Source organism: Clostridium sp. CM028 (assembly GCF_030585565.1).
GTDB lineage: Bacteria > Bacillota > Clostridia > Clostridiales > Clostridiaceae > Clostridium_AD > Clostridium_AD estertheticum_B.
This window is the reverse complement of sequence record NZ_CP077766.1, coordinates 1,255,074-1,279,615: the sequence shown is the minus strand read 5'-3', so window position 1 is coordinate 1,279,615 and position 24,542 is coordinate 1,255,074. Positions and strand designations below refer to the sequence as shown.

Genomic DNA, 24,542 nt, shown 5'->3' with positions numbered 1-24,542 from the left:
GGTTTTGGTATAATATAATTTGTGAGGTGTAATAGATATGTTATCATGTATAAAAAGTATACATTTTAGAAGATTAAGAATGAGAGGAATAAAAAACAATTAAATATTAATATAAGGGTGGTAAACATGATATGTAATTTAAGATTGCAAAAGATTTTACACATATTATTATGTGTTGATAAGATAGTTACTGGAGAATATCTCTGTAATACATTAGGCGTATCATCTAGAACTATAAGAAGTGATATAAAGGAATTAAACTATATATTAGAAGATAAAGGTGCAATTATTTTATCTGAAAAATCAAGAGGGTATAGAATTGAAATTCTTAAAGAGAAAACATTTAAGGAGTTCTTAAGTGAGAACGAAGAAAAGGATATATCTAATAATTTAACAGCTATAGAAAGGGCAGAATATATAATAACAAGGTTATTAATAAATGAGTTAAAAGGAATGGAAGGAATAACTCAAATTGAACTCGCAGATGAATTATATGTAAGTTTATCATCATTAAAGAATGATATTAAACTTGCAAAAAATACTCTAGTAAAATTTAGTGCTGATATAGAGAAGATTGGTAATAAGGGAATTAAAATAACTGGAAGTGAAGAGAATATACGTTATTGCATCAATAGATATGTTTTAGCTAGTAATAAAGAAATAAAAAATAATATGCATTTCCAAATAAAGAAAATTTTAGGAGAAAAAAATACGTATATAAATTATATAATTAAAAATAATATTTCTAAATTTAATTTTAGATTATCGGACATAGCATATAGAGATATACAATCTTATTTAATAATAATGATTATTAGAAACTATTATCATAAAAATATTTCTTATGATGCGGATATTAGAAAAAAGTTAAAAAGAGAATCAAAAATTAAGATAGCTAAAAGTATATGTAATGAAATAAAGGATGAATTTGGAATTGATTTAATCGAAGAGGAAATGTTATATCTGACTAAACATATAATGGCAAGTAGTCATATGGAAACAAGCAAAGAAACAGAAGAATATTATGTAGAGGAAGATGCAATACTACGAAAAATATTAGCATCAATAAATAATAGTTTTAATATCAATTTTACTAATGATAATATACTTATCAATTTCTTAGGTCATCATCTTAAAGTATCAATAAATAGAGCGAGATATGGAATTAGGGTAGAAAATTCTATGCTGAGTGTAATAAAAAATAACTATCCTTTTGCATTAGAGCTTTCACTTCTCGCAAACAAGATTATTAAAGAGGAAACAGACCTTAATTTAACAGAAGATGATATTGGATTTATTGCTCTACATTTTGCAGCAGCCATTGAAAGAAAAAATAAAAACAGAGAATCTACTGCAAAGAAAGTCATAATAGTATGTACAACAGGTGTTGGGACATCTCTGCTTCTTAAAGTAAAGTTAGAATCCCATTTTAAAAATAGGTTAAATATCGTAGATACTATTCCGCGATATGAATTAAATGATGACGTAATAGAAAAAGCAGATTTAATAATATCTACAGTTCCTTTAGATATTAGATTAGATAAGGTTATATATATTAAAAGCTTATTAGATAGTGAAGAAATTAAGCTAATTGAAGAAAAGATAGACAATAACATTAATAATACAAATGGTCTTGTAAGTAAACTTAAAGAAAATTTATTCTTTAAGAATGTTGTGGCTAGTAATAGAGACGATTTACTAGATTTTATGACAAAAGAACTAATTAAAAGAGAGTATATAAATGAAAATGTAAGAGAGAGTATTTTTAAAAGAGAAGAGATAGCTAGTACAGAAATAGGCGAATTAGTTGCGGTGCCACATCATATGAGCGAGGACATAAATGAGTCTTTTATTGCTGTTGCCGTATTAAGGAAGGGAATTACTTGGAGTAAAGAACAAGTACAATTAGTTTTACTTATAGGTATGGCGGTTAAAGATAGGTATGAATGGAAAAATTGTTTAGAGCATTTATATAAAAATATTATAGACATTGAAGTTGTGAAAAATATTATTAAATGTAATGATTTTGAAGAATTAAATAAGATAATAAGCAAATTTTAACGACATTTCAGAAGGAAAGCCTCTCATTTCTATAAGTAGGAGCTCCGTGTTATAACAAAAAGAAAACTTCAGTGGGAGGATAAATCTCCTTCTGAAGTTTTCTTTTTGCAGCATCTAAGATGATGATTTAAAAGAATTGTAATTAACTAAAAGTAGATATTTAATTTCCGCTATAACAGGAAAAAGTGTATCTATGAATATGTTTACATCCAATATATAATAAAGACAAGAAATGAATAAAGCATTTGAAGTTTCTTAATTAATAAAGTAAACGGAGGATGAAAGATATGAAATTATTAGCAGTTACATCATGTCCAGTTGGAATTGCACATACTTATATAGCCGCAGCAAAGTTAAGTAAGATGGCAAAGAAAATGGGAGTAGAAATTAAAGTTGAAACTCAAGGAGCAACGGGCGCAGAAAATGTAATAACAGAAGAAGATATAAGAGAAGCTGATGGAATAATAATTGCAGCTGATAAAGCAGTAAGTTTAGAAAGATTTGAAGGGCTTCCAATGATAGAGTGTCCAATAACTAGAGCTATTAAAGAACCAGATGTTCTAATACAAATGTTTTTAGATGGAAAAGTAGAAAAGAAGAAAGAAAAAAGGATGAAGAGTGTTGATGAAAGTAAGAAGGAATTAAAATCTAAGCAACCAACTTTTTATAAGCACTTAATGGGTGGCGTTTCATATATGATTCCAGTTGTAGTTGTTGCAGGACTATTAATAGCAATGGCACTTGCATTTGGTGGAAAACCTACTAATGCAGGACTTGTAATACCAGATGAATCATTTTGGAAAATTATAGAGAAGATAGGTGGAGCAGGATTCCTATTCATGGTACCAGTATTGTCTGGATTTATTGCGTATTCAATAGGTGATAGACCAGGTTTAGTACCAGGACTAATTGGTGGATATATTGCATCGAATGGATCTTTTTATGGGTCAGAAGCGAATGCTGGATTTTTAGGCGGTATAGTAACAGGATTTTTAGCTGGATATATAGTTAAGGGATTAAAATCAATTAAAGTTCCAGACATGATTAAGCCAATAATGCCGATAATAGTAATTCCAATTATATCAACATTGGTAACGGGATTAGTATTTATATTAGTTGTAGGTGGACCAATAACAATAACATTTGAAGCATTAAAAAGTTTTCTAGTAGGTTTGTCGGGCACAAGTTCAGTAATTTTAGCTACTATATTAGGTGCAATGGTCGCATTTGATATGGGTGGACCAGTAAATAAAACAGCATTCTTATTTGGTGTTTCAATGATAACAGCAGGCAATCCAGAAATAATGGGTCCTATTGCAGCAGCAATAGCAATTCCTCCAATAGGAATGGGTATTGCAACATTCTTAAAAAAGAAATACTACAGTAGTGAAGAATTAGATGCTGGTAAAGCAGCATTTGCAATGGGGCTTTGTGGAATAACAGAAGGAGCAATTCCATTTGCTTCACTTGATCCTTTAAGAGTTATACCATCATTAATGGTAGGTTCAATAGTTGGTGCTAACATAGCTATGTTAGGTGGAGTTGCTGATAGAGTACCACACGGTGGCCCAATAGTTGCTTTAATGGGTGGTATTGACGGAATATTAATGTTTTTAATAGCAATAATTGTAGGTTCAATTGTTACAGCATTAATGATTAACTATCTAAAAGGTATGAAAATAAGAAAAGAGCAAAAAGCTTAAAAAATAAGGAATACAAGGAGAAAAAATATGAGTAAATTATTTGATGTGAAATATATGGATTTAGATTTAAATACATCTGAAAAGTTTGAAACTATAAAACATTTAGCAAACTTAATAGATGAAAGATTAATAGACGTAGATAAATATGTAGAAGATGTTAATGCAAGAGAATCAATATCAACAACAGGAATAGGTGATGGAGTTGCTATTCCACATGCAAAGTCAGCCTGGGTTAAAGTACCAACAGTTGTTGTGGGGAAAAGTTCAAGTGGAATAGAATGGGAAAGTCTTGATGATGAGCCGGTAAACATTGTATTCCTAATAGCAGTACCGGAAGATGGAAAGAATGAACACTTAAAGATTCTTCAAAGACTTGCTATAAGCTTAATGGACGATGACATTAAAGAAGAAATAGTAAATGCAACAGATAAAAAAGTTATAGAAGAATTATTAAATCACAATACAGAGGGATAAGTAAAATAGTAAGCTATGAATGTAGAAAATTTCTAAATTCATAGCTTTTTTATATAATAATAACGATATAATTAAAAGCGGGGGGGAGTATAGATAAATATAACGAATTTATTGAACGTTTAAAATCTAAGGAAACTACAATTGATAAGATTGCTAAAATGGCTATAAAGCAATATGGAAGTATTGAAAAATATTGTGGATAGAAGGAGTTGATAAAGATGTCAGATATATATATGTATAGAAATAAAGTGAGAAACTACCTTGATAAACTTTCTGGTGCTTTGTCAGATGAACTAATGAAGATATCAAATTTTAATTTTCATCCAGAAATCGAAGTTTTGGACTTCGAAATTTTTAATGAAGGCTTTACATCTGGATTTTATATCCGTATGTTTTCTATGACAAGAGACGCTAATGAATTTTTCCATGACGAAAAAATTGATGGAGATATTTATTTTTCAGGAGGATATGATTTGCTTCAAGAAGTTGAACATATATTTTCTTATGATGAGATCGAGCATTATGAGGAAGTAGGGATCGATGCCTATGAAGAAGATTCTTTTGAACTTATTAGATGGTTCTCGGAAATGTGGAAGAAAATTATTGGAACAAAAATCAACATTCCTTCGTACTTATGTTTACATGACGATATAAGATCTTTTGATCTAATAAATATGGAATGGATTTCAGACGATGAAAAGTGGATATAAAAATAAATTATCAACCAACTAATTATCGCGATTGCAACGATATTAATATATAAAAATGTTATGAAATGACCAGGTTCGGATTCAGATGTTGAGCCGATAAAAACTATCACCTTAAGTATATACTTAAGGGATGATAGCTACGAAAGTTGCTCAATGTCTGAAACGAGCTATTGAACGATCCCGCGTTAGCTCTACTATGGAGATTAAATCTTTCTCCTCTTTTGTAATCATTTCACCCTGCCACAGCAAGAACAAATAGTTATATCTATTCCCCTCTTATTTACTTTTCTATTTAGATTTTACGATAATTGTATTTAATGCAATAAAATTCTGCCTATTTTATTATGAGATATTAATGTTTAAGTCTACTACCGCGTTCTTTTTCTATATTCATTGGGGGAAACATTCACATATTTCTTAAATGTAGTACAAAAATGACTTTGACTATTAAAACCAGATTTAAAATAAATCACATCTAGTGGATAGGATGAGTTGTCTAAGAAATTTTTTGCTACATTTGTTCTACATATGTTTATGTATTCACAAAATTTAAAACTAGTATTCTCTTTAAAAAGATAACACAAGTAGTTTCTGCTTATATGAATGTGAGTTGCAACTTTTTGTAAGGTTATCTTTTTTTCAATATTTGAATGAATATAGATCAAAGCATGTTTTATAATTTCGTTTTCTGATATTGATTTATCATGATGAATGGCTTTTATGTAGCTCTTAATAATTGATTTCCCTAAAGAAATTAAATCTTCCTTTAAGTGATAATTGTCCATAAGATTAAGATTTTTATAGCATAAATCCTCCAAGGTTATGGAATTGTTGTTGCAGAAATAGGTGTATATAAAGATGTTAATTGAGTAGAGCAGTTTCCTTAATTCATTTGTATTACTGGATAATACTAAAAGTACTTTTACCTTTTTCATATATATCATATTGGCATTTTCTAAGTTATTATTCTTAATGCTTAAGGCAAGTTCTGTGTGATTGAGTAAATTTTTCATAGCATCTCCTTAATATTTTAAAAAAATATAGTAATAATGTTAAAAAAATCTAATTTAAAACCATTATAATGTAAATAAGAACGATAATCAATATCAACACAATAAAAAATGTAAATAAAATTGTTCCCTATCATAATGAAGAGGGACGGTAAGGGTTATCAGCAGTTACTATACCAATAGCAATATGAATGTACATAATATTATCAAGAGGAGGAAAAAAATGAAAAAATTAGTAATTATTTATTGGAGTGGAACTAAGAAAGAGGTGATTGTGTATGCCTAAAATAAGTTACAACACTAATGGATTAAGAAAACTGGAGTTGATTGAAGCCATCAACAAGGTAAAGAATTTTGGCTACGATGGCTTAGAAATGTCATTTCACGATAACCATATTAATCCATTAAACGTGAGTAGAGAGCGATTATTGCAAGTAAAAAAAATATGCAAAGATATAGATATAGATATCGTATGTATTGCTACTGGCGCTGATAAGTTATTAAGTTCTGAACCATTTGAACCATCATTAATAAATACTGAAAAGGAGGGCAGAAGAAAAAGAATTGATTTGTTAAAAAAATCAATAGCTGTAGCTAAATATTTAGAAGTACCTGTTTTAAATTTTGCAAGTGGAAAATTAAAAGAAGGTATGGATAAAGAAAAAGCTATGGAGTATCTTTGTGAGGGAATTGATACCTTATTAGAAGAAGATGACAAAATAATACTAGCAATAGAACCAGAACCTAATTTTTTTGTCGGTACATCAGCGGTTGCAGTAGAATTAATTAAAAAGATAAATAATCCAAGATTTAGGTTGAATTTAGATATTGGACATGTTTATTGCTGTGAAAATGATTTTTATGGAGCTTTAGAAAATTCTTTGCAATATACACGCCATATTCATATAGAAGATATTAAGAATAAGGTACATTATCATCAAATACCTGGAGAAGGAGATATAAACTTTCAAAAGGTGTTTGAAATCCTAAAGAAATATAACTATGAAGATTATGTAAGTGTAGAGTTATATAACCATTCAGAAATGTGTGATAAGGCATTAAAGGAAAGTAAAGAGTACCTAACTAATGTAATCGATAGTTTTTAGTATAGTGGGAATGCATTATTAGATATAAAAGGATATATAGATGGTCTCAAAACAAATAAACAAATAAAGGAAGAGGGTAATAAATATGGTTTTAGAAAAAACGGAGCTTTTTAAAAACAAAGCTGTAATGTTAAGTGGTCCCCAAAAGATAGAAGTTAAAGAAATAAAATTGAACCCAATCAAGGATGGTGAAATACTCATAAAGGTTAATTATGTAGCCCTTTGTGGTTCCGATATAAAACTATATGAAGGAAAATACTTAGGTCCACATAGTTATCCCATCATTTTGGGACATGAATGGGTAGGAAAAATAAGTTCTATTGGGGAAAATGTAAAAGGAAATTGGAATATTGGAGATTTAGTAACTGGAGATTGTTCTATCTATTGTGATGAATGTACTCTCTGTAAAGAGAATAAAAATCAATGTGACAATGTAGAAAAAAGAGGTATAACAATTGACGGAGCATGTGCACAATATATTATTGAAAATGAGAAGTATATTTATCATTGCCCAAAAATTAGCAAACATAAGGCGTTTGTTCTAGCAGAACCTATGGCTGTTGCTGTACAAGCAATAACCAACAGAATTGAAAAATCAAAATTAAAAAAAATTAATAATGCTTTGGTACTAGGTGCCGGCGGGATAGGCGTGATGTCATTATTTGTATTACGAGAGATAGGTATCCCTAATATTACAGTGGCAGATATAGAAAGCAAGAAACTAGAGTTGATTTCTTCATTTGATTTTTCTAATGTAAATACAGTTAACATGGATTTTAAGGATAGTATAGGGGAGTCAAATAATTGTTATGATCTTATCATTGAGGCTACTGGAAGTGGAGAAGCGTTTAAGAAAGCACTTATTCTAGCTGAAAGATGTGGAACTGTCATATGCATTGGTCATCAGAACTATATTGATTTAGATTTTGGAACAGTTATTAAAAAAGCATTAAGTGTTTATGGCAGTATTGGCGGTACAGGAGGATTTGAAAAAGCAATACAAATAATAGAGAAGAACAGTGAAAATATTTCAAAAGTAATTACTGAGACAATACCATTGGACGACGTTGAAAAAGAGTTTATTGATGGATTAAAAATATCAGATAATATTAAAATTGCGATAAATTTACAAGTATAAACAAGTATCATATGCTGATTAAGAGGGGGTACGGGGCAATATGTTAAAGGTTGGAATTATTGGTGTAGGAAGAATTGGGAAGGTACATGGAGAAAGTATATCAAAATATGTTAAAAATGCTGAAATTAAATCAATTGCTGATGCATACTTAAACGATGCTACAAGAGAATGGGCAAAGAGTAAGGGAATACTTGAGGTATATACTGACTATAAAAAAATATTAGAAGATCCAGAAATTGATGCAGTATTAATTTGCTCCTCAACAGATACACACTCACCAATCTCAATAGAAGCAATAAGAGCAGGAAAGCATGTTTTCTGTGAAAAACCAATTGATCATGATTTAACTAGAATAAAAGAAGTCATTAATGAATTAGGTAAATCTAAGGTTAAGTATCAAGTAGGGTTTAATAGAAGATTTGACCACAACTTTAAATCAATTAAGAATGCGGTTGCTAGTGGAAAAATTGGAGAACCTCATATTTTGAAAATAACTTCAAGAGATCCTGAGCCACCTTCAATAGATTATGTGAAGATTTCTGGTGGCATGTTCTTAGATATGACAATTCATGATTTTGATATGGCTAGATATCTTTTAGATAGTGAAGTTGAAGAAGTTTATGCACTCGGTAATGTATTGATAGACAACGCTATAGGCGAAGCTGGGGACATTGATACAGCTATTATAACATTAAAGATGCAAAACGGAACTTTAGCAGTAATTGATAACTCAAGGCAGTCAGCTTATGGATATGATCAAAGGGCTGAAGTGTTTGGATCATTAGGTCAGGTTTCAATAGCAAATGATAGCACTTCATCGGCAGTAATATCAAATGAAAATGGTGTTACAGGAGAAAAACCATTATTCTTCTTCCTAGAAAGATATATGCAGGCTTATGCGCAGGAAGTAACAGAATTTATTGACGCAATTGTAAATAATACAGATACACCTGTAGATGGTGAAGATGGGTTACAAGCTGTATTAATTGGTGAAGCTGCTACAAAATCATTACATGAGAACAGACCAGTTAAATTATCTGAAATTAAATTTTAATTATGAGGGGTGTTAATTATGTTAGATAGTAAAAAGGTCAAATTAGGTATTGCTCCAATTGCATGGACAAATGATGATATGCCAGATTTAGGAAAAGAAAACACTTTTGATCAGTGCTTGAGTGAAGCCGCATTAGCTGGTTTCCAAGGAACAGAGGTAGGAAATAAGTATCCAAAGGATGTTAAAGTTTTAAAAAAGGCTTTAGAGCTTAGAGGGTTGGAAATTGCAAGCGGTTGGTTTAGTTCATTCTTAACCACGAAACCATATGAAGAAACTAAGGCGGAATTCATTAAGCATAGAGATTTTCTACATGCTTTGGGAGCTAATATAATCGTTGTAGCTGAGCAGGGACATAGCGTACAAGGTGAAGTAGATACTCCAGTGTTTGATGAAAAGTACCATTTTAATGAGGAAGAATGGAAGCTGCTTGGAAATGGATTAAACAAGCTAGGAAAGTTGGCCCAAGATAAGGGAATGAAGCTCGTTTACCATCATCATATGGGAACAGGAGTACAAACAACAGAAGAAATCGACAAGCTTATGAGCATTACTGATGAAAAGTTAGTTTACTTGTTGTTTGATTCAGGTCATTTAGTATATTCAGGTGAGGAGCATATAGAAATACTTAAAAAATATATAAATAGAATCAAGCATGTTCATTTAAAAGATATTAGACCGGAGATAGCAAAAAAGGTTAAAGATGAAAAACTTAGTTTCTTAAAAGGAGTTCGATTAGGAGCTTTTACAGTACCAGGTGATGGAAGCATTGATTTTAATGCAATATTCAAAATTTTAGCAGAAAACAATTATGAGGGTTGGCTATTGGTGGAAGCAGAACAAGACCCTGCAAAGGCAAATCCATTTGAATATGCAGTAAAGGCAAGAAAATATATTAAAGAGACATGCGGACTATAATCTCCCTGTAAGTATATTAAATTTATGTGGTGTATTTTTACTATACTACAATGAAGGGAAATATAAAAGTTTACCGGTTAAAAGTTAGGGAAACCAATGCTTTCTGAATTTAACAAGCTACTAATTATGAAGTAGGAGGAATTAGTATGGAACAAAATCTTAAGAAAAAAAAATTCCTAAGCAAAATAGCTTTTATATCAACTTTGGGTGGACTTTTATTTGGATATGATACGGGGGTAATCAATGGGTCCTTAAGTTATATGGCTAGAAAGGATCAATTGGATTTAAACACTATCACTGAAGGACTTGTTACAAGCGGATTATTATTTGGTGCAGCTATAGGTGCAGTAGTAGGAGGACGTTTATCTGATAGATACGGTAGAAAAACAATAATTAAATTTCTTGCTATAGTTTTCGTCTTTGCAACTTTAGGTTGCTCAATTTCATCTAGTGCATCAATTTTAATCTTTTGTAGATTTATATTAGGACTAGCGGTGGGAGGAGCATCAGTTATTGTACCAACATTTTTAGCTGAAATATCTCCTACGCACTTAAGGGGAAGTATTGTCACCCAAAATGAAGTTATGATTGTTATTGGACAACTATTAGCTTATATATTGAATGCTATTTTAGGAAATGTTTTTGATACTCCTGGTATTTGGCGCTATATGATAGTCATTGCTACTATCCCAGCAATTATCTTATGGGTTGGAATATTAACAGTTCCTGAAACCCCAAGATGGTTAGCCGCTAACGGAAAATTTTATCAAGCATTGGAGATTTTAAGAAAAATTCGTAATGAAGAAGATGCAGAGGAGGAAATTAAGGAAATAGAACAAGTTATTCAAGCTGAAAAAAATTTAGAGTGTGCTACTTTTAAAGATTTAAATACTCCATGGATTCGCCACATTGTATTAATTGGAATCGGAATAGCCGTTACACAACAAATCCCAGGAATTAATATAATGATGTATTATGGAACAACAATTTTGGAAAAAGCCGGTTTTGGAACTCGAATGGCATTAATAGCTAATATAGCAAATGGATTAATGTCTGTTATTGCGGCAGTTATCTATATGAAATTTTTTGCAAATAGATTTGGTCGTAGACCCTTATTATTAATAGGACTTTCTGGAACTACCTTAACTATGCTTGCAATGTCTATTCTTACAAATACGTTAGCGGGTTCAAGTATGCTTCCATACGTTGTACTTATATTTACTGTGATTTTCTTAGCTTTCTTCCAAGGGTGTCTTGGACCAATAGTCTGGTTATTACTAGCCGAAATTTTCCCGATAAGAATAAGAGGATTAGGAATGGGTATTGCAGTATTTTTCCTATGGACCACTAACTTTTTTATTGGCCTTCTTTTCCCTACAATATTAAAAGGGTTAGGTTTTTCTGGTTCATTTATGGTATTTGTAGTGTTAGGCGCTATGGGTATGATATTTGTATATAAATGTGTACCAGAAACACTTGGTATATCTCTTGAAGAATTAGAGAAAACTTTTAAGAATTATAAAACAAAAAATACAGGGATAACTATAGAAAAATAAATAGTAGGAATTACATATAGACAAAGGTACATTTAAAAAAATAGGTTCTTAATTAGTGTGATTTCTAGTCAATAATAATAAAGATTATTCTTATATGTCATCTTAAGTAACCCCATATCTATGATAGGGGGTTACTTGAGATGACAATGATCTTAATAGGGGTTATTGCAACATTAACCTTTATAAATCAAAGAAGCAACATATGGTTTTTTAAATGTAATATTTATTATATGCGTTTCCCAAATAGCATGTTCTTCCATGTATTTGTTTATTCTTCCTCTAAATTTTGTTCTTTACCATATTTATTACTTACATCAAGAAATTATTTCCCTTTCTTTTTCTTTTTAAGATTTCCTTGTCTACCAATACTTTCTGTAGGTTTTATCTTGGACTTTGCCTTGACGCTCTTAGCTTTCTCCACTGACTTGTTAACAGCTACCTTACCCTTAACAATTGCCTTCATAATATCCCCCTTTTGATTTTCTTTTATTCTAATATGGTAATTTGCCCTATTATCATATTGTACGTATTTATCATAGAAATAACACTTAAAATCATAAATAGTACCACAGTGACTTTCACAGCGTTAATGGCAACCGCAGTCGCAAGCTCCTTAGAAAAACTCCCTGGGGGATATTAATAAATCATGGATATAATTTGTTTTGCTACTTTGTCTAACTAAATTAGATGCTCTATGCTCTTAAAAAAAAGTAAAAAAGTGTTGACCCTAACACTATGTCATAGTGTAATATAAAAATAGAGTTTAACGACATTGGCAAAACTCATAGACGGCGAGTATTAAACAGTATTGATAGCTCTAAAGTCAAAGTTGGAGGTGCAGCAATGAAAACAATAAAACAAGTTTCGGATTTGACAGGAATAAGTGTGCGCATGCTACATTACTACGATAAAATCGGATTGTTAAAACCAAGCAATTTTACAGACGCAGGTTACAGACTTTATGACGATGAAGCTCTTGAAACCTTGCAACAGATTTTATTTTTTAAGGAACTTGATATACCACTAAAAGAAGTTAAAGAAATCATGGCTAGTGCCCACTTTGATAAAATGCAAGCACTAAAAAGTCATGAAAAATTGCTTATACTAAAACGCAACAGATTGAATGGTTTAATAGAACTTGTAAATAAAACATTAAAAGGAGAAACCACAATGAGTTTTGAAGAATTTGATATGAGTGAATATTATAATGCACTAGAAGAATTTAAAACTGAACACAAAAATATTATAATTAAATCTTATGGTAGTATGGATAAATATGATAAATTTATTGGAATGTGTAAATCTAAGGAAGCTGAGATTGCTAAAATGGCTATAAAGCAATATGGAAGTATTAAAAAATATGTTAAAGCTATGAAGAAAAATTTTAATAGTGATATGTTTATTAAAGAAGAACAATATGATAAGTTTAAAAAAGATTGCTTGGAAGATAAGCATCCTAAATTAAAAGAACTATATAAAAAGCTTGTATCTGACTTAAGTAAAGATCCTTTTTCAAAGGGAATTCAACAGATTGCTGAAGAAATAACAAATATAGCTAAAAAAGATTATGAAATTTTCAAAATGGATAATGGGGATGATTATTGGTACTCTATGGTAAAAATTTATTTAGTATATCCTAAGTGGATAGAAGAAGTTGATAAGAAATATGGAAATGGTGCATCTAAATTTATCGGAGAAGCCCTAAAAAATTATTTGGCAGATAAGCTGCCTAAAATAAATACATTATATGAAAAGCTTACATCTGACTTAAGTAAAGATTCTTCTTCAAAAGAGATTCAACAAATTGTTGATAAAATTGCAGCTATAACTAAAAAGAGTCTTGAATCTTTAAAAGTGGATGTTGGAGATAACTATTGGGGTTATACAGCTGATCATTATTTATCAAATCCTACGTATATAAAAGTAATCGATAAGGAATATGGCACTGGTGCATCTAAATTTATTGGAGAAGCTTTAAAATTTTATTCTGAAAATAATAAGTAATGAATTATTCCAAGCACTCTCAATTTCTTGAGATGTTTCATTTTTAATGAAGGCTTTACATCTGGATTTTCTATCCGTTTTCTATGACAAGAGATGCTAATGAGTTTTTCCATGACAAAAGAATTGATAGAGATATTTATTTTTCTGGAGGATATGATTTGTTTCAAGAAGTGGAACATATATTTTCCTATGATGAGATCGAGTATTATGAGAAATTGGGGATCAATTACTATGAAGAAGGTTCTTTTGAACTTATTAGATGGTTTTCGGAAATATGTAAGAAAAATCAACATTCCTTCGTACTTATGTTTACATGAACGATATAAGATCTTTTGATCTAATAAATTTGAGAAGTGTTTAGGCACATGCTGAATATTAGTTCCAGCATGTGACCAGTTTTACAATTATGTCCATTGAACCCTATTTGAATCTACCCAAATAGATATTTTAAAGGTATTAATGATCTATTACTAAGTAAATACAAAATATTTTATACTAGAATTTTACTGAAGACACAACACATAAATTAACTGCAGCTCCATCGGTTCCAGGAATGTCAATTAATGCTAAATTTGCACCAGTTGCTAAAACAGTGTTGTTGCCTGATATTATATTGTCTCTATTTGAATCTATATTAGCAACACTTTTACTAATATTATCTTCAAACAATAATCTTAGCTGTTCAGAGCAACATTGCTTACAAGCATCTGACATATCTTTAATAGTTTTATCCAAAGCAACTTTCAATGCATCTGGTACTTTATCGGAAGAACTATCTACTAAAGCGGAAGCTTGTATTAACTCAATTTCACAAAGAGATACAATTGTTCCATCTTTAAATTGAACTAATACCGCTGTGGATGCATCATTTGCATCAGGATAAAATCTATCTATGCTGTCATTAGTTACAGGTGGTTGTGGTGCTACTGTTTCAACCCTTATGTTAGTTGCACTAACGCTAAATAGATAACCTAAAACTACTCTTAAACTTGGTAAACAGCATTCACAACTACTTGGCCCGGCAGGTCCTTGAGCTCCAGTATCGCCTTTCGGTCCTTGTGGACCGGAAGGTCCTTGAGCTCCAGTATCGCTTTTCCGTCCTTGTGGGCCAGATTGGTCATCAACTTAAAAAGGCAGTAATGTCTTTTTTCTATATAATCTGCTAATATCATAGAAATAACACGAATGATGAATGGTTATACGACTTTGTCTCTATTTTTTCAGATGTAGCTAAATGCTTAGAATAATTACTTTAACATTGTTGAAATAGAAACAAAAGTATAATATAATATTGTTAATACACTAACGGGTGGGAGGCCAGGCCATGAACAAAGAAGAACAGGTCATAATGGGTTTCAGGGACTTATTAAACAAGATAGTTTCGCTTAATAAGGTTAAGATGAAAGACAGTCTTAAGGGCTATAAGTCTTCTGAAGTACATTGCATCGAATACATTGGAAGAAATGTAGATTCAAACGTGACAAAACTTGCGGAGTCCTTTTATATGACTAGGGGTGCCATAAGTAAAATGACTAAAAAGCTCATAAAAAAAGGCATTATCGAAAGCTACCAGAAACCGGATAATAAGAAAGAAATCTATTTTAGGCTTACTGAGCAAGGGAAAGTAATTAACAAAGTCCATGAGCAGTTGCACAAAGAGTTTCAAGAGCGGGATAAAGCCGTATTTGAACAGGTAACCGAGGAACAATTTGATATCATGCTTAGCTTCGTGGAAAAGTATAGTAGGCATTTGGATGCAGAAATAAAGAAGCAAGGTGTAGATATAAAAAATCCAAATGATTCTGAATAATGGGGTTGTATAAAAAAGTAGCCTAAAGGGGCTGTATCAAAACGCTGAAACATCAGCGTATGATACAGCCCCCTTTATTATTGACAAGGAAACAATAAAGTGATAGAATGGTTATGTTGCCAAGGAAACATAACTATTCTTTTTCGAGAGGTGAGAATTTTAAATGTGTAAATTTAAGTAAATCAATACACAATCTACAGAACAAACCGTTATATAATATATATAATAATACTATAAATAGACCAGACATAAAAGGAGAAAAAATGAAAGAAAAAATAAATCATGTAAATGTCAAAGAGATGAATTTTGATCAATTATTTAAACAAATTTCTACGGAAGAGATATGCGACAATGTACTTACGTTGGTAGGTCCGTTGGTAGGAAAAGAATTTACGGTTATTACTGCGGGCAAGGAAGATCATTATAATTCCATGATAGGCAGTGGGGGTGGTTTGGGAACTCTTTTCAAAAAGCCCACCACTTGGTGTATTCTTCGAGCAGACCGTTATACGCTTGAAATAATTCAAAAAGAGCAAACATATACGCTGTCTTACTTCGCGAATGAATATAAGGAACAAGTGCTCCTTTTGGGAAGTAAATCAGGAAGAGATAGTGAAAAAATGAAAGAAGTTGAATTGACAAGGGTTCAAACTCCTTCCGGTGATATGTCTTTCAAAGAAGCCAGACTAATTATTGAATGTAAATTAACGCAACTTACTACCCCCAATCCCAATGATTTTTACACACAAGAAACTAAAGACTATATAAACGAAGCTTACAAAGAAGCAAACCATTATCGCAAATTTGCATTTGGGGAAATCACCCATGTTTGGGTAAAGAAATAAGAAGAAACCAGAATTAACGCAGAGAATAATAAGTCATTCTCTGCTTAAGTCGTAGGGGTTAAAAATAGGGTTGTTTTTTAACAACTCTTTTTTAATTTTCCATAAAATTGCAAAATATACAATTTTATGGAATTAAAATATAAAATATGGTATATTCTTATATGTAAGGTATATTTAACTATCTTATTTTTAAAAATATAAGGGGGCGTTAAAATGAGAGGAAATGTATCAAAAAAGCTTATATCTACTGTAGTAGCGGCTACACTAATGTTGGGGTCATTCTCAATAAATGCATATGCTAAGGAAGATAATAATCAATTTGAAGGTAAGGTAAGCATAGGCGATTTCGGGCTATATACTAAAATAGCGGGAGAGGGCAAGGTTTCTGTAGTGTTTGATTCAGGTTATAATGATGGTATAAATACTGAAAGTGATCCCCAAAAAGGTTGGGGAGAAATTCAACAGGAAATATCTAAATATGCAAGAACAGTAACATATGATAGAGCAGGGCTTGGAAAAAGTGATGACACTGCCAATAGAGAACCATTAAATGATAAAGATAGGCAACTATTGATGAATAATAATTTTTGCTCAGTATCATATGATAGCTCAATATTTGAAAAAGGTAATGGCAAAACAGCCATTGATAAAGCTCGTAACTTACATGCCCTTTTAAGAGCAAAAGGTGTTAAAGCACCTTATCTTTTAGTAGCTCATTCAATAGCTAGTTTAGATGCTGTTGAATTTACAAAATTGTATCGAAAAGAGGTTGCAGGCATAATTATGGTAGATGGTTCAGGAAAGAATGTTATGGGGGATGCGATGAATTTCATTAATTCAAATATGCCAGAACTGAAAGAATCTCTCTTAGGTCAGTTTACTAAAGCGGATGGCACAATAGATGAAGTATTACAAAGTGAGCAGCAGGTGTACCAAGCAGGAGATGTACTTAGAAATGTACCATTAACTTACCTATCAGCAGATGATGAAGGTATGGGACCCATATATCAAGCAGTTGTAAACGCAGAACAAGAAGATTGGCTTAGCTGCTCTAATTATTCTAAAAGAATACCAGTTCCAAATTCTGGACACTATATATATATAGACCAACCTCAGTACGTAGTAAATGCAATTAAAGACATGATTAATACTATAGAAAATAAAAATTCACCACACAAGGATGATAATCAAAAGATTATGAAATAATAATCGGTACTTTGTTAAGGTCAATTCAAGTAAAGTTTTCGCTAGATTAAGAGGATGATTTCTGTATTGTGAACAGGAGTTATCTTTTTTTTATTAAATATTTATACAATAGTTATTGTTGAAAAAGGAGACTAATAAAAAACTATATTTATATTTCATCACAAGTAACCCCATATCTAATGATATGGGGTTTAATATATTTAGATTATATTGATGTCTGAATGTAACACTAGAATTTGTACTGTATGTTATAATAACAATATTTAGTAAAATGCACTTTATCTCTAAACTATATATATTTAGCAGTAAGAGATTCTTTACATTTAGTTAACTCTAAAGGTATCCCCTCAAAAATTACATTTCCGCCTCTTATACCACCCTCTGGTCCAAGATCTATTATCCAATCTGCGCTCCTAATAATATCCATATTGTGTTCTATTATAATAACAGTATTTCCATTATCAACAATATTTTCAACTATGCCTATGAATTTTTCTATATCAGACATGTGAAGTCCAGTTGATGGTTCATCCATAACATATATTGAACCATTTTTATGTAATTCGTTAGCAAGTTTCAACCTTTGGCATTCTCCACCGGATAATGTATCAAGTGTTTGACCTAAAGTTAAATATCCAATTCCCATTTCTTCTATTGACTGTAACTTTGTCTTAATTTGTTTATTATTAAAAAATACTAAAGCTTCCGAAACAGTCATATCTAGAACATCTATTATTGTTTGATCTTGGATAGTATATTCTAAAACTTCTTTTTTGAACCTTTTACCAGCGCATTCTTCACAAGTGTTTTTAGTATTCTCCATAAAAGCAAGGTTTGTTTCAATTATTCCAGTGCCATTACAATTTTCACAGGCACCTTTTGAATTATAACTAAATAGTGATGCATTGACGTTATTATCTTTTGCAAAGCCCTTTCTTATGTTATCCATTATTCCACCATAAGTGGCTAGGCTTGATCTAGAATTTGCGGAAACCGCACTCTGGTCAATTAATATAACATCTTTATTTTGATTTGGAAATTCCTGTTTCATAAGTGTACTTTTCCCAGAGCCTGCAACACCTGTTATAACCGTTAATACCCCCTTGGGGACCTTAACTGATATGTTTTTTAGATTATTTGTATTGCAATTATTAACTTCTAGATATCCATTAGGCTTTCTTGTAACTTTTTTAATTGAAAGACTACTCTTTAAGGCATTTCCTGTAAGTGTGCCAGATGTGAGTAATTCATCATAGCTTCCTTCAAATACTATATTACCGCCTTTGGTACCTGCATATGGACCAACATCAACAACATAATCAGCGATTTTTATGACATCTGGATCATGTTCAACTACAATAACTGTATTTCCTTTATCTCTGAGCTTTTGTAATAGATCATTTAATTTATGAACATCTCTTGGATGAAGCCCAATACTTGGCTCATCAAATATATACAATAAATCTATAAGATTACTATTTAAATGCTTAACCATCTTTATGCGCTGAGATTCACCACCTGATAGTGTTGAAGTCTCCCTATCAAGGGTTAAATATCCCAGGCCTATATCAATAATATTATTGAGTTTTTCTTTTATACTATCAATTACCGTGGAGACTTCTTTAAAATTAATTTCGTCTATAACATTAGTAAGTTCATCAATTTGCATTGACATAAAATCTGAAATGTTATAACCATTAATTAAAGAACTTAATGCTTCTTGATTTAGTCTTTTACCGTGGCACAGAGGGCATTCTGCTGACATCGTTAATTTACTAAGCTTTTTCTTTGAAGCCTCAGACATTTCCTTATCACTATTTAAATATGATCTATTAAACTTTAGAATTAACCCTTCATAAGTTATATTCATTGTTCCAATAACATTTACTTTTATCTTTTCAGGGGGGCCATATAAAAATTTCTCTAGTTCCTCATCTGTATAATCACATAGCTTCTTATCATTATCGAAAAAGCCAGATTCAGCAAATATTTTCCATGGCCAAGAACCAATACCAAACCCAGAGAGCAATATAGCACCTTCATTAATTGATTTATTTTTATCTAGAATTTGATCCATATCTACAGTTAGTTTCATGCCAAGGCCCTCACACTCTGGGCACATACCACTTATATCATTAAAAGAAAACTTATTTCGTTGAGCTATATGAGGAATAGCTATTCTAGAAAAGAGCATTCTAATGAATGGGTTAATATCTGTAATCGTTCCAAGGGTTGACCTTGAACTCGCACCAATTCTTTTTTGATCAATAATTATCGGTGTAGATAAATTTCCTATATATTCAGCTTTCACTTCGCCATACTTTGGTAAAAAGTTTCTAATAAAGGCACTAAACGTCTCATTTAACTGACGTTTTGCTTCCTTTCCTATTGTATCAAAAACAATAGAGGACTTTCCTGAACCAGATACCCCAGTAAATATAGTGATTTTTCTTTTAGGTATATTTAATGAAACATTTTTTAAATTATTTTCTCTACATCCTTTTAAGATTATAAACTCTTCCTTCATCTTATCTCCTCCATCGATCATTCTTCTGTTGCTCTTACTATATCTACATTTATATCTAGTGTTTCTATAACTTCTTTTAAATAATCCTAGTTGCCAACTTTTATTTGATAAAGCATTTTAAATATAGACATCATACCATAATTTAATTATATAACATTAATGCAACCTATAAACTTGCTGGAGAAAAATCTATGATCGTTTGGGGTAAGATGGATTAATAAATGAACTGCGAGGTAAACATTTAAATACAAGTGTTACCCAAGATGAATTGCCGAATAGCGATAAGTTAAAAATATAAAATAGCTTTTATAGTATAATTAAGTAAATGATTTAATAATGAGTAATTTCAAGTAAAGCCGTCCTAAATAAGAGTTATCTGAAATTTACATGTAAATTTAAATAAAAAGTTTATTATAAATTCAATTGTGTATTAAGTATTAAAAAATTAGTTTACAAATCTGGACATCAAAAGAGAGGCTTTATAATTTACATTGTGCTAAACTTTTATATAAGAAGAAGGGGTGGTAAAAGTGAAATGGATGAAACAATTAAGCGAAGTAATTGATTATATAGAAAGCAATTTAACTGGTGTTATTTCCTATGATGAAATTGCAAAAATTGCTTGCTGCTCCACTTATTATTTTCAAAGAATATTTTCTTACGTTGCAGACATTCCCTTGTCTGAGTATATACGCCGTAGACGTATGACGGCAGCAGCGCTTGAATTGCAAACAAGTGATATGAAAGTGATGGATATCGGTTTAAAATACGGATATGAATCCCCAACATCCTTTAATCGAGCATTTCAAAGTGTTCATGGTGTCGCTCCAACTGTTGCACGTACAAAGGGAACCTTATTAACCGCTTATTCACCTATCAGTCTATCAATTTCAGTTATAGGAGGTGAGAATATGAACTATAGAATTGAAACAAAAGAAACAATTAGAATTGTTGGGGTTAGGACAGCATTACAAGAGGATATGGACCAAAACCAAAAAAATGTTCCCGTATTTTGGAATAGAATGCTTGAAAGTACGTTATTTTCTGAAATTTGTGGACTTATAGACAAAGATCCACATGGTATTTTTGGTGTCACAGCCTATACAAATCCACAAAATATCTATTACTATATTGCTACTCCTACGGATAAACCTGTACCTGATGGAATGTTTGAGTTTGAGATACCAGCTGCCACATGGGTGGTCTTTGAATGTAATGGTCATTTTAAGGAATCCGTTCAAACTATATTCAAACGATTTCTTACAGAATGGCTTCCAGTTTCAGGATACGAATACGCTGAACTTCCTGATATAGAAGTTTATCCGGTTAGCAATAAAGGCTCAAAAGGCGGTCATGCAGAAGTCTGGATTGCAATTAAGAAAGAGAGAAGTGAAGAATAAATGGATTATCAAATTGAAATTAGAGATATCGAAACTATTAGAGTGGCTTTTATGAAATATAAAGGAGTTGTCACTGAAGCAAGTAAAGTATTTCCCAATGTGTTTAAGTCTATTCAGGGCAAATCAAATGGTGCACCATTTTTCTGCTACTATGTGGTGGATCAGAAATCAAAAATGGGTGAAATGGAATTATGTGTTCCTACTGCTGAAACACCAAACGGGAATGGTATTACAGTAAAAGAACTTCCGCGGATAAAAGCTGTTTGTGCTACTCATATCGGTTCTTATGAAACTATGAATTACGAATATGAAGCAATTGACCGTTATGCACGGGAAAATAACCTAACATTACAGCCTCCGTTTAGGGAAGTCTATATCAAGGGTCCGGGAATGTTTTTGAAAGGCAATCCCCAAAAGTATATTACAGAAATACTATTCCCGATTAAAGAGGAGGAATAGTATGTCTGCAATTGTAATTGATAAATTGGTTAAACAGTATAAGAACGGCGTCAAGGGCTTAGACGATTTAAGTTTGGAAGTAAACTGCGGAGAAATTTTTTCTTTGCTTGGACCAAATGGTGCAGGAAAGTCTTCGCTTATCAACATACTAACAACACTTTACAAGCCTACATCTGGAACTGTAACCATGTTAGGTAAAGATTTATGCAAGGAACCCGCTTGGATTCGTACACAGATTGCCTGTGTTTCACAGCGCGTTTCTATTGATGATCACCTATCTCTTATGGAAAATATGATATTTCAAAGCAGGCTCTACAAGGTGGACAATGTTACAGCAAAAAAAAGGATAAACATCCTTATTGACAGTTTCGGACTGTCGAAGTATTTGAAATACCCGGTTGCTTCCTATTCCGGCGGAGTAAAGCGTCGATTGGATATTGCAATGAATATGGTATCAATGCCTAAAATACTTTTTTTAGACGAACCAACGGTTGGTATGGATGTCGCTTCCAGAAAGGCCATGTGGGAAATCGTTCAAAAAATCCGGGATGATTTTAAAACAACGATTTTTTTGACCACCCATTATCTTGATGAAGCTGATCAACTTAGCGATACAATTTGTATTATGAAAGAAGGCCACGGATTGATACAGGAAACTCCTGGAAATCTGAAGCAATATATAAGACAAAATATACTCCGCATTGGTTTTTATGAGAAGAAAAAAGCGGAAGAATGTGCGGAGATACTTGCTAAAGCACATATACTTCCGTCAATAAACATCCGTAAATACTCGATTTTTGCGGATGCTGGAGATGATCGAAAAACTTTTGAAGATATTAACAAGTGGCTTCTGGAAAAGAGGGTCTCTTTTGAGGCGATAGAAATAGTACAGCCCAGCCTTGAAGATGTGTTCTTGAAGTTAACTGGGTATGGCGAAGAGGTGAGTAAATGGAGATAATAAATATATTATGGCGCAATATAAAGTGGCGATTTCAGAACCCTATTTCAATACTACTTACAATTATACAGCCTCTTATTTGGTTAGTATTATATAGTTCAATCGCGGAACAGTCCATGAAGAATATATCAGGCGGCAACTATACTTCGTTTATGCTACCTGGTATCATGGTGCTTGTTACACTCGCATGCTGTAGTAGCGGCGGTTATATCAATTTTATTATGAAATCCAATGGTAGCTTCTACAGGATATTGATAGCGCCTGTAAAACGAAGCTCCATTGTTCTGGGACAAATACTGGAAGCAGTTTTAGTTTCATTCATTGAAATAGCCATCATGCTTGTTCTATCTATATTTTTGTCAGTACGTATTGCATCTGGATTTATTGGATTGTTTCTGATGATACCTCTTATTTTTCTTACGGCATTTTTTATGTCGGGGTTATCTTATGCTATTAGTATGTGTTTGCCCAATGAAACAATTTATGAAACCATCATGAATCTGATTGTACTTTCCATCTTCTTTACAAGCACAGCATTATTTCCCATGGAAAGTATATCTGGAGGCTTAAAAATTGCGGTAATGATAAATCCTTTCACTCATATTATAAACTGCCTGCGGAGTTTGATTTTGGGAACTTCTATTGATTGGCAAAACTTATTACTTGTGACAGTGATATTTATCTGTCTTTGCTCAATCAGTTTTGTATTGGCATTTTGGAGACTGAAAAAAGAAACTGTTAATTAATTAAAGTGATTTACGTTAGAGTTAATCACTTGTTTTACAAATTTCATATATTTCGTCGCAAGTAATCCTATATCTAATGCTATGGGATTACTTGGCTTTATTGTATAGTGATATTCTAAAAGTAACACACTACCAATTGAGTTAATTTCACATTGAGGCTATAGAGTAGATATGAGCATAGGTGTAGCATCAACATTTTCGAATTCATTGGCTGTACCCTAATTAGCAATAACATCTCTTATTCCATAATTATTCAGTATGATTCTTCTTATAAATTTTGTTGTTCTGTTATAGCTTAAATCTTACATTACATATTGAAAGATATATCAATATGTAATTAATTTATCACTTTATTTTAGTTCTATTGAGTTGACAATTTTAAATTAGGTCTACCCAACTTAATTCCCTTCTCATTAGCATTCTTTAGTACCTCTATAACTCTACCATGTATTTTTTTCCTTTCCTTGTTAATACTTTATACTGTTTTCTTTCAAAGTCCTTACCACTTGCTCTATCCTCGAATGTAACTTTATATTCAATGTTATTAGATACAGCATATTGTTCTAGGGCTTCATGTTGCCTGTCTGTGTTTTGTTCCTTGGTGCTAACTCTTATATAAGTATATATATTTTTCATCCTTTACAACTCCCACGAATTATTTACCATGATTTTATTGTAATGGGTACCATAAAACATATCAAACCACATTTGTTTAAATCATTAAAAATCTAGTTGCCTAAAAACTATGAATTTTTAGGAAGAATCATTCTTTACAGATCATATGATAAAAATATCTCACCTTAGTGTAGTTTGGTATCGTTTAAAATGCCTGTCATTACATTTATTACATTTATATACTA

The 24,542-nt window shown here is 31.6% G+C and carries 24 protein-coding genes; 18 read left to right on the top strand and 6 right to left on the bottom strand.

Features of this window, described 5'->3' with window-relative positions; translation table 11 throughout:
- Positions 1-126 precede the first annotated feature (126 nt).
- The 4 genes from KTC94_RS06140 (at position 127) to KTC94_RS06125 (ending at position 4,948) form a co-directional block, all read left to right on the top strand.
- Positions 127-2,061, top strand: coding sequence for a BglG family transcription antiterminator (locus KTC94_RS06140; protein ID WP_220320520.1), 1,935 nt, complete (start codon positions 127-129; stop codon positions 2,059-2,061).
- Positions 2,062-2,348: 287 nt separating this feature from the next.
- Positions 2,349-3,764, top strand: coding sequence for a PTS fructose transporter subunit IIC (locus tag KTC94_RS06135; RefSeq protein WP_253198271.1), 1,416 nt, complete (start codon positions 2,349-2,351; stop codon positions 3,762-3,764).
- Positions 3,765-3,791: 27 nt separating this feature from the next.
- Positions 3,792-4,238 (top strand): PTS sugar transporter subunit IIA, encoded by a 447-nt coding sequence (locus KTC94_RS06130; protein ID WP_258876465.1) that lies wholly within the window; start codon positions 3,792-3,794, stop codon positions 4,236-4,238.
- A gap of 218 nt (positions 4,239-4,456) precedes the next feature.
- On the top strand, positions 4,457-4,948 hold the full coding sequence (locus tag KTC94_RS06125; RefSeq protein ID WP_220320519.1) for a hypothetical protein: 492 nt from the start codon (positions 4,457-4,459) through the stop codon (positions 4,946-4,948).
- Between the two features lie 368 nt (positions 4,949-5,316).
- Here the strand turns inward: KTC94_RS06125 and KTC94_RS06120 are convergent, their stop codons facing one another.
- A complete protein-coding gene (locus KTC94_RS06120; RefSeq protein WP_216304111.1) occupies positions 5,317-5,961 on the bottom strand; it encodes an AraC family transcriptional regulator in 645 nt (214 codons plus the stop codon).
- Between the two features lie 275 nt (positions 5,962-6,236).
- On the opposite strand from KTC94_RS06120, the gene KTC94_RS06115 reads away from it, so the two are divergent.
- The 5 genes from KTC94_RS06115 to KTC94_RS06095 all read left to right on the top strand — a co-directional run bounded on the left by KTC94_RS06115 (position 6,237) and on the right by KTC94_RS06095 (position 11,727).
- Positions 6,237-7,064 carry a sugar phosphate isomerase/epimerase gene (locus KTC94_RS06115; protein ID WP_220320518.1) on the top strand — a complete coding sequence of 276 codons (828 nt, stop codon included), beginning with the start codon at positions 6,237-6,239 and terminating at the stop codon, positions 7,062-7,064.
- Positions 7,065-7,149: 85 nt separating this feature from the next.
- Positions 7,150-8,202, top strand: coding sequence for a zinc-binding dehydrogenase (locus KTC94_RS06110; protein ID WP_220320517.1), 1,053 nt, complete (start codon positions 7,150-7,152; stop codon positions 8,200-8,202).
- A gap of 40 nt (positions 8,203-8,242) precedes the next feature.
- Complete coding sequence (iolG, locus tag KTC94_RS06105) at positions 8,243-9,256, top strand: inositol 2-dehydrogenase (RefSeq protein WP_216304652.1); 1,014 nt, start codon at positions 8,243-8,245, stop codon at positions 9,254-9,256.
- 18 nt (positions 9,257-9,274) lie between these two features.
- Positions 9,275-10,171: a myo-inosose-2 dehydratase gene (gene iolE, locus KTC94_RS06100; protein WP_220287598.1), complete on the top strand. Its 897-nt coding sequence runs from the start codon at positions 9,275-9,277 to the stop codon at positions 10,169-10,171.
- Between the two features lie 146 nt (positions 10,172-10,317).
- Entirely contained in the window at positions 10,318-11,727 is a 1,410-nt protein-coding gene (locus KTC94_RS06095; protein WP_220320538.1) for a sugar porter family MFS transporter, read from the top strand.
- A 322-nt stretch (positions 11,728-12,049) separates the two neighbouring features.
- Here the strand turns inward: KTC94_RS06095 and KTC94_RS06090 are convergent, their stop codons facing one another.
- Positions 12,050-12,190, bottom strand: a complete 141-nt coding sequence (locus tag KTC94_RS06090) for a hypothetical protein (RefSeq protein ID WP_216304528.1) — start codon at positions 12,188-12,190, stop codon at positions 12,050-12,052.
- Positions 12,191-12,570: 380 nt separating this feature from the next.
- On the opposite strand from KTC94_RS06090, the gene KTC94_RS06085 reads away from it, so the two are divergent.
- Both KTC94_RS06085 and KTC94_RS06080 read left to right on the top strand, forming a co-directional pair.
- Entirely contained in the window at positions 12,571-13,731 is a 1,161-nt protein-coding gene (locus KTC94_RS06085; protein WP_220320537.1) for a MerR family transcriptional regulator, read from the top strand.
- Between the two features lie 158 nt (positions 13,732-13,889).
- Positions 13,890-14,048: a hypothetical protein gene (locus KTC94_RS06080; protein ID WP_220320536.1), complete on the top strand. Its 159-nt coding sequence runs from the start codon at positions 13,890-13,892 to the stop codon at positions 14,046-14,048.
- A 178-nt stretch (positions 14,049-14,226) separates the two neighbouring features.
- Here KTC94_RS06080 and KTC94_RS06075 read toward each other — a convergent pair whose 3' ends face one another.
- Together KTC94_RS06075 and KTC94_RS06070 are read right to left on the bottom strand one after the other, a co-directional pair.
- Positions 14,227-14,466: a hypothetical protein gene (locus KTC94_RS06075; RefSeq protein ID WP_220320535.1), complete on the bottom strand. Its 240-nt coding sequence runs from the start codon at positions 14,464-14,466 to the stop codon at positions 14,227-14,229.
- 248 nt (positions 14,467-14,714) lie between these two features.
- On the bottom strand, positions 14,715-14,903 hold the full coding sequence (locus tag KTC94_RS06070; RefSeq protein WP_220287608.1) for a hypothetical protein: 189 nt from the start codon (positions 14,901-14,903) through the stop codon (positions 14,715-14,717).
- Positions 14,904-15,055: 152 nt separating this feature from the next.
- Between KTC94_RS06070 and KTC94_RS06065 the strand changes: the two genes are divergently transcribed.
- From KTC94_RS06065 to KTC94_RS06055, 3 genes are all read left to right on the top strand, one after another.
- The gene (locus KTC94_RS06065) at positions 15,056-15,541 is read left to right on the top strand and encodes a MarR family transcriptional regulator (protein ID WP_220287609.1); all 486 of its coding nucleotides are present in this window, start codon (positions 15,056-15,058) and stop codon (positions 15,539-15,541) included.
- Positions 15,542-15,804: 263 nt separating this feature from the next.
- A complete protein-coding gene (locus KTC94_RS06060; RefSeq protein WP_220287611.1) occupies positions 15,805-16,386 on the top strand; it encodes a flavin reductase in 582 nt (193 codons plus the stop codon).
- A 213-nt stretch (positions 16,387-16,599) separates the two neighbouring features.
- Positions 16,600-17,592, top strand: coding sequence for an alpha/beta fold hydrolase (locus KTC94_RS06055; RefSeq protein WP_165414767.1), 993 nt, complete (start codon positions 16,600-16,602; stop codon positions 17,590-17,592).
- Between the two features lie 289 nt (positions 17,593-17,881).
- Here the strand turns inward: KTC94_RS06055 and KTC94_RS06050 are convergent, their stop codons facing one another.
- On the bottom strand, positions 17,882-20,119 hold the full coding sequence (locus tag KTC94_RS06050; protein ID WP_220320534.1) for an excinuclease ABC subunit UvrA: 2,238 nt from the start codon (positions 20,117-20,119) through the stop codon (positions 17,882-17,884).
- Between the two features lie 530 nt (positions 20,120-20,649).
- Here KTC94_RS06050 and KTC94_RS06045 point away from each other — a divergent pair.
- From KTC94_RS06045 to KTC94_RS06030, 4 genes are read left to right on the top strand one after another with little or no spacing between them, the layout of a single operon-like run.
- On the top strand, positions 20,650-21,519 hold the full coding sequence (locus tag KTC94_RS06045) for an AraC family transcriptional regulator (RefSeq protein WP_220320533.1): 870 nt from the start codon (positions 20,650-20,652) through the stop codon (positions 21,517-21,519).
- A complete protein-coding gene (locus tag KTC94_RS06040; RefSeq protein ID WP_220320532.1) occupies positions 21,520-21,978 on the top strand; it encodes a GyrI-like domain-containing protein in 459 nt (152 codons plus the stop codon).
- 1 nt (position 21,979) lies between these two features.
- Positions 21,980-22,936 carry an ABC transporter ATP-binding protein gene (locus KTC94_RS06035; protein ID WP_220320531.1) on the top strand — a complete coding sequence of 319 codons (957 nt, stop codon included), beginning with the start codon at positions 21,980-21,982 and terminating at the stop codon, positions 22,934-22,936.
- Complete coding sequence (locus KTC94_RS06030; RefSeq protein ID WP_220320530.1) at positions 22,927-23,682, top strand: ABC transporter permease; 756 nt, start codon at positions 22,927-22,929, stop codon at positions 23,680-23,682. The genes KTC94_RS06035 and KTC94_RS06030 overlap by 10 nt, the downstream gene beginning before the upstream one ends.
- Before the next feature lie 432 nt (positions 23,683-24,114).
- Here the strand turns inward: KTC94_RS06030 and KTC94_RS06025 are convergent, their stop codons facing one another.
- Positions 24,115-24,318, bottom strand: a complete 204-nt coding sequence (locus tag KTC94_RS06025) for a recombinase family protein (protein WP_216304650.1) — start codon at positions 24,316-24,318, stop codon at positions 24,115-24,117.
- Positions 24,319-24,542 lie beyond the last annotated feature (224 nt).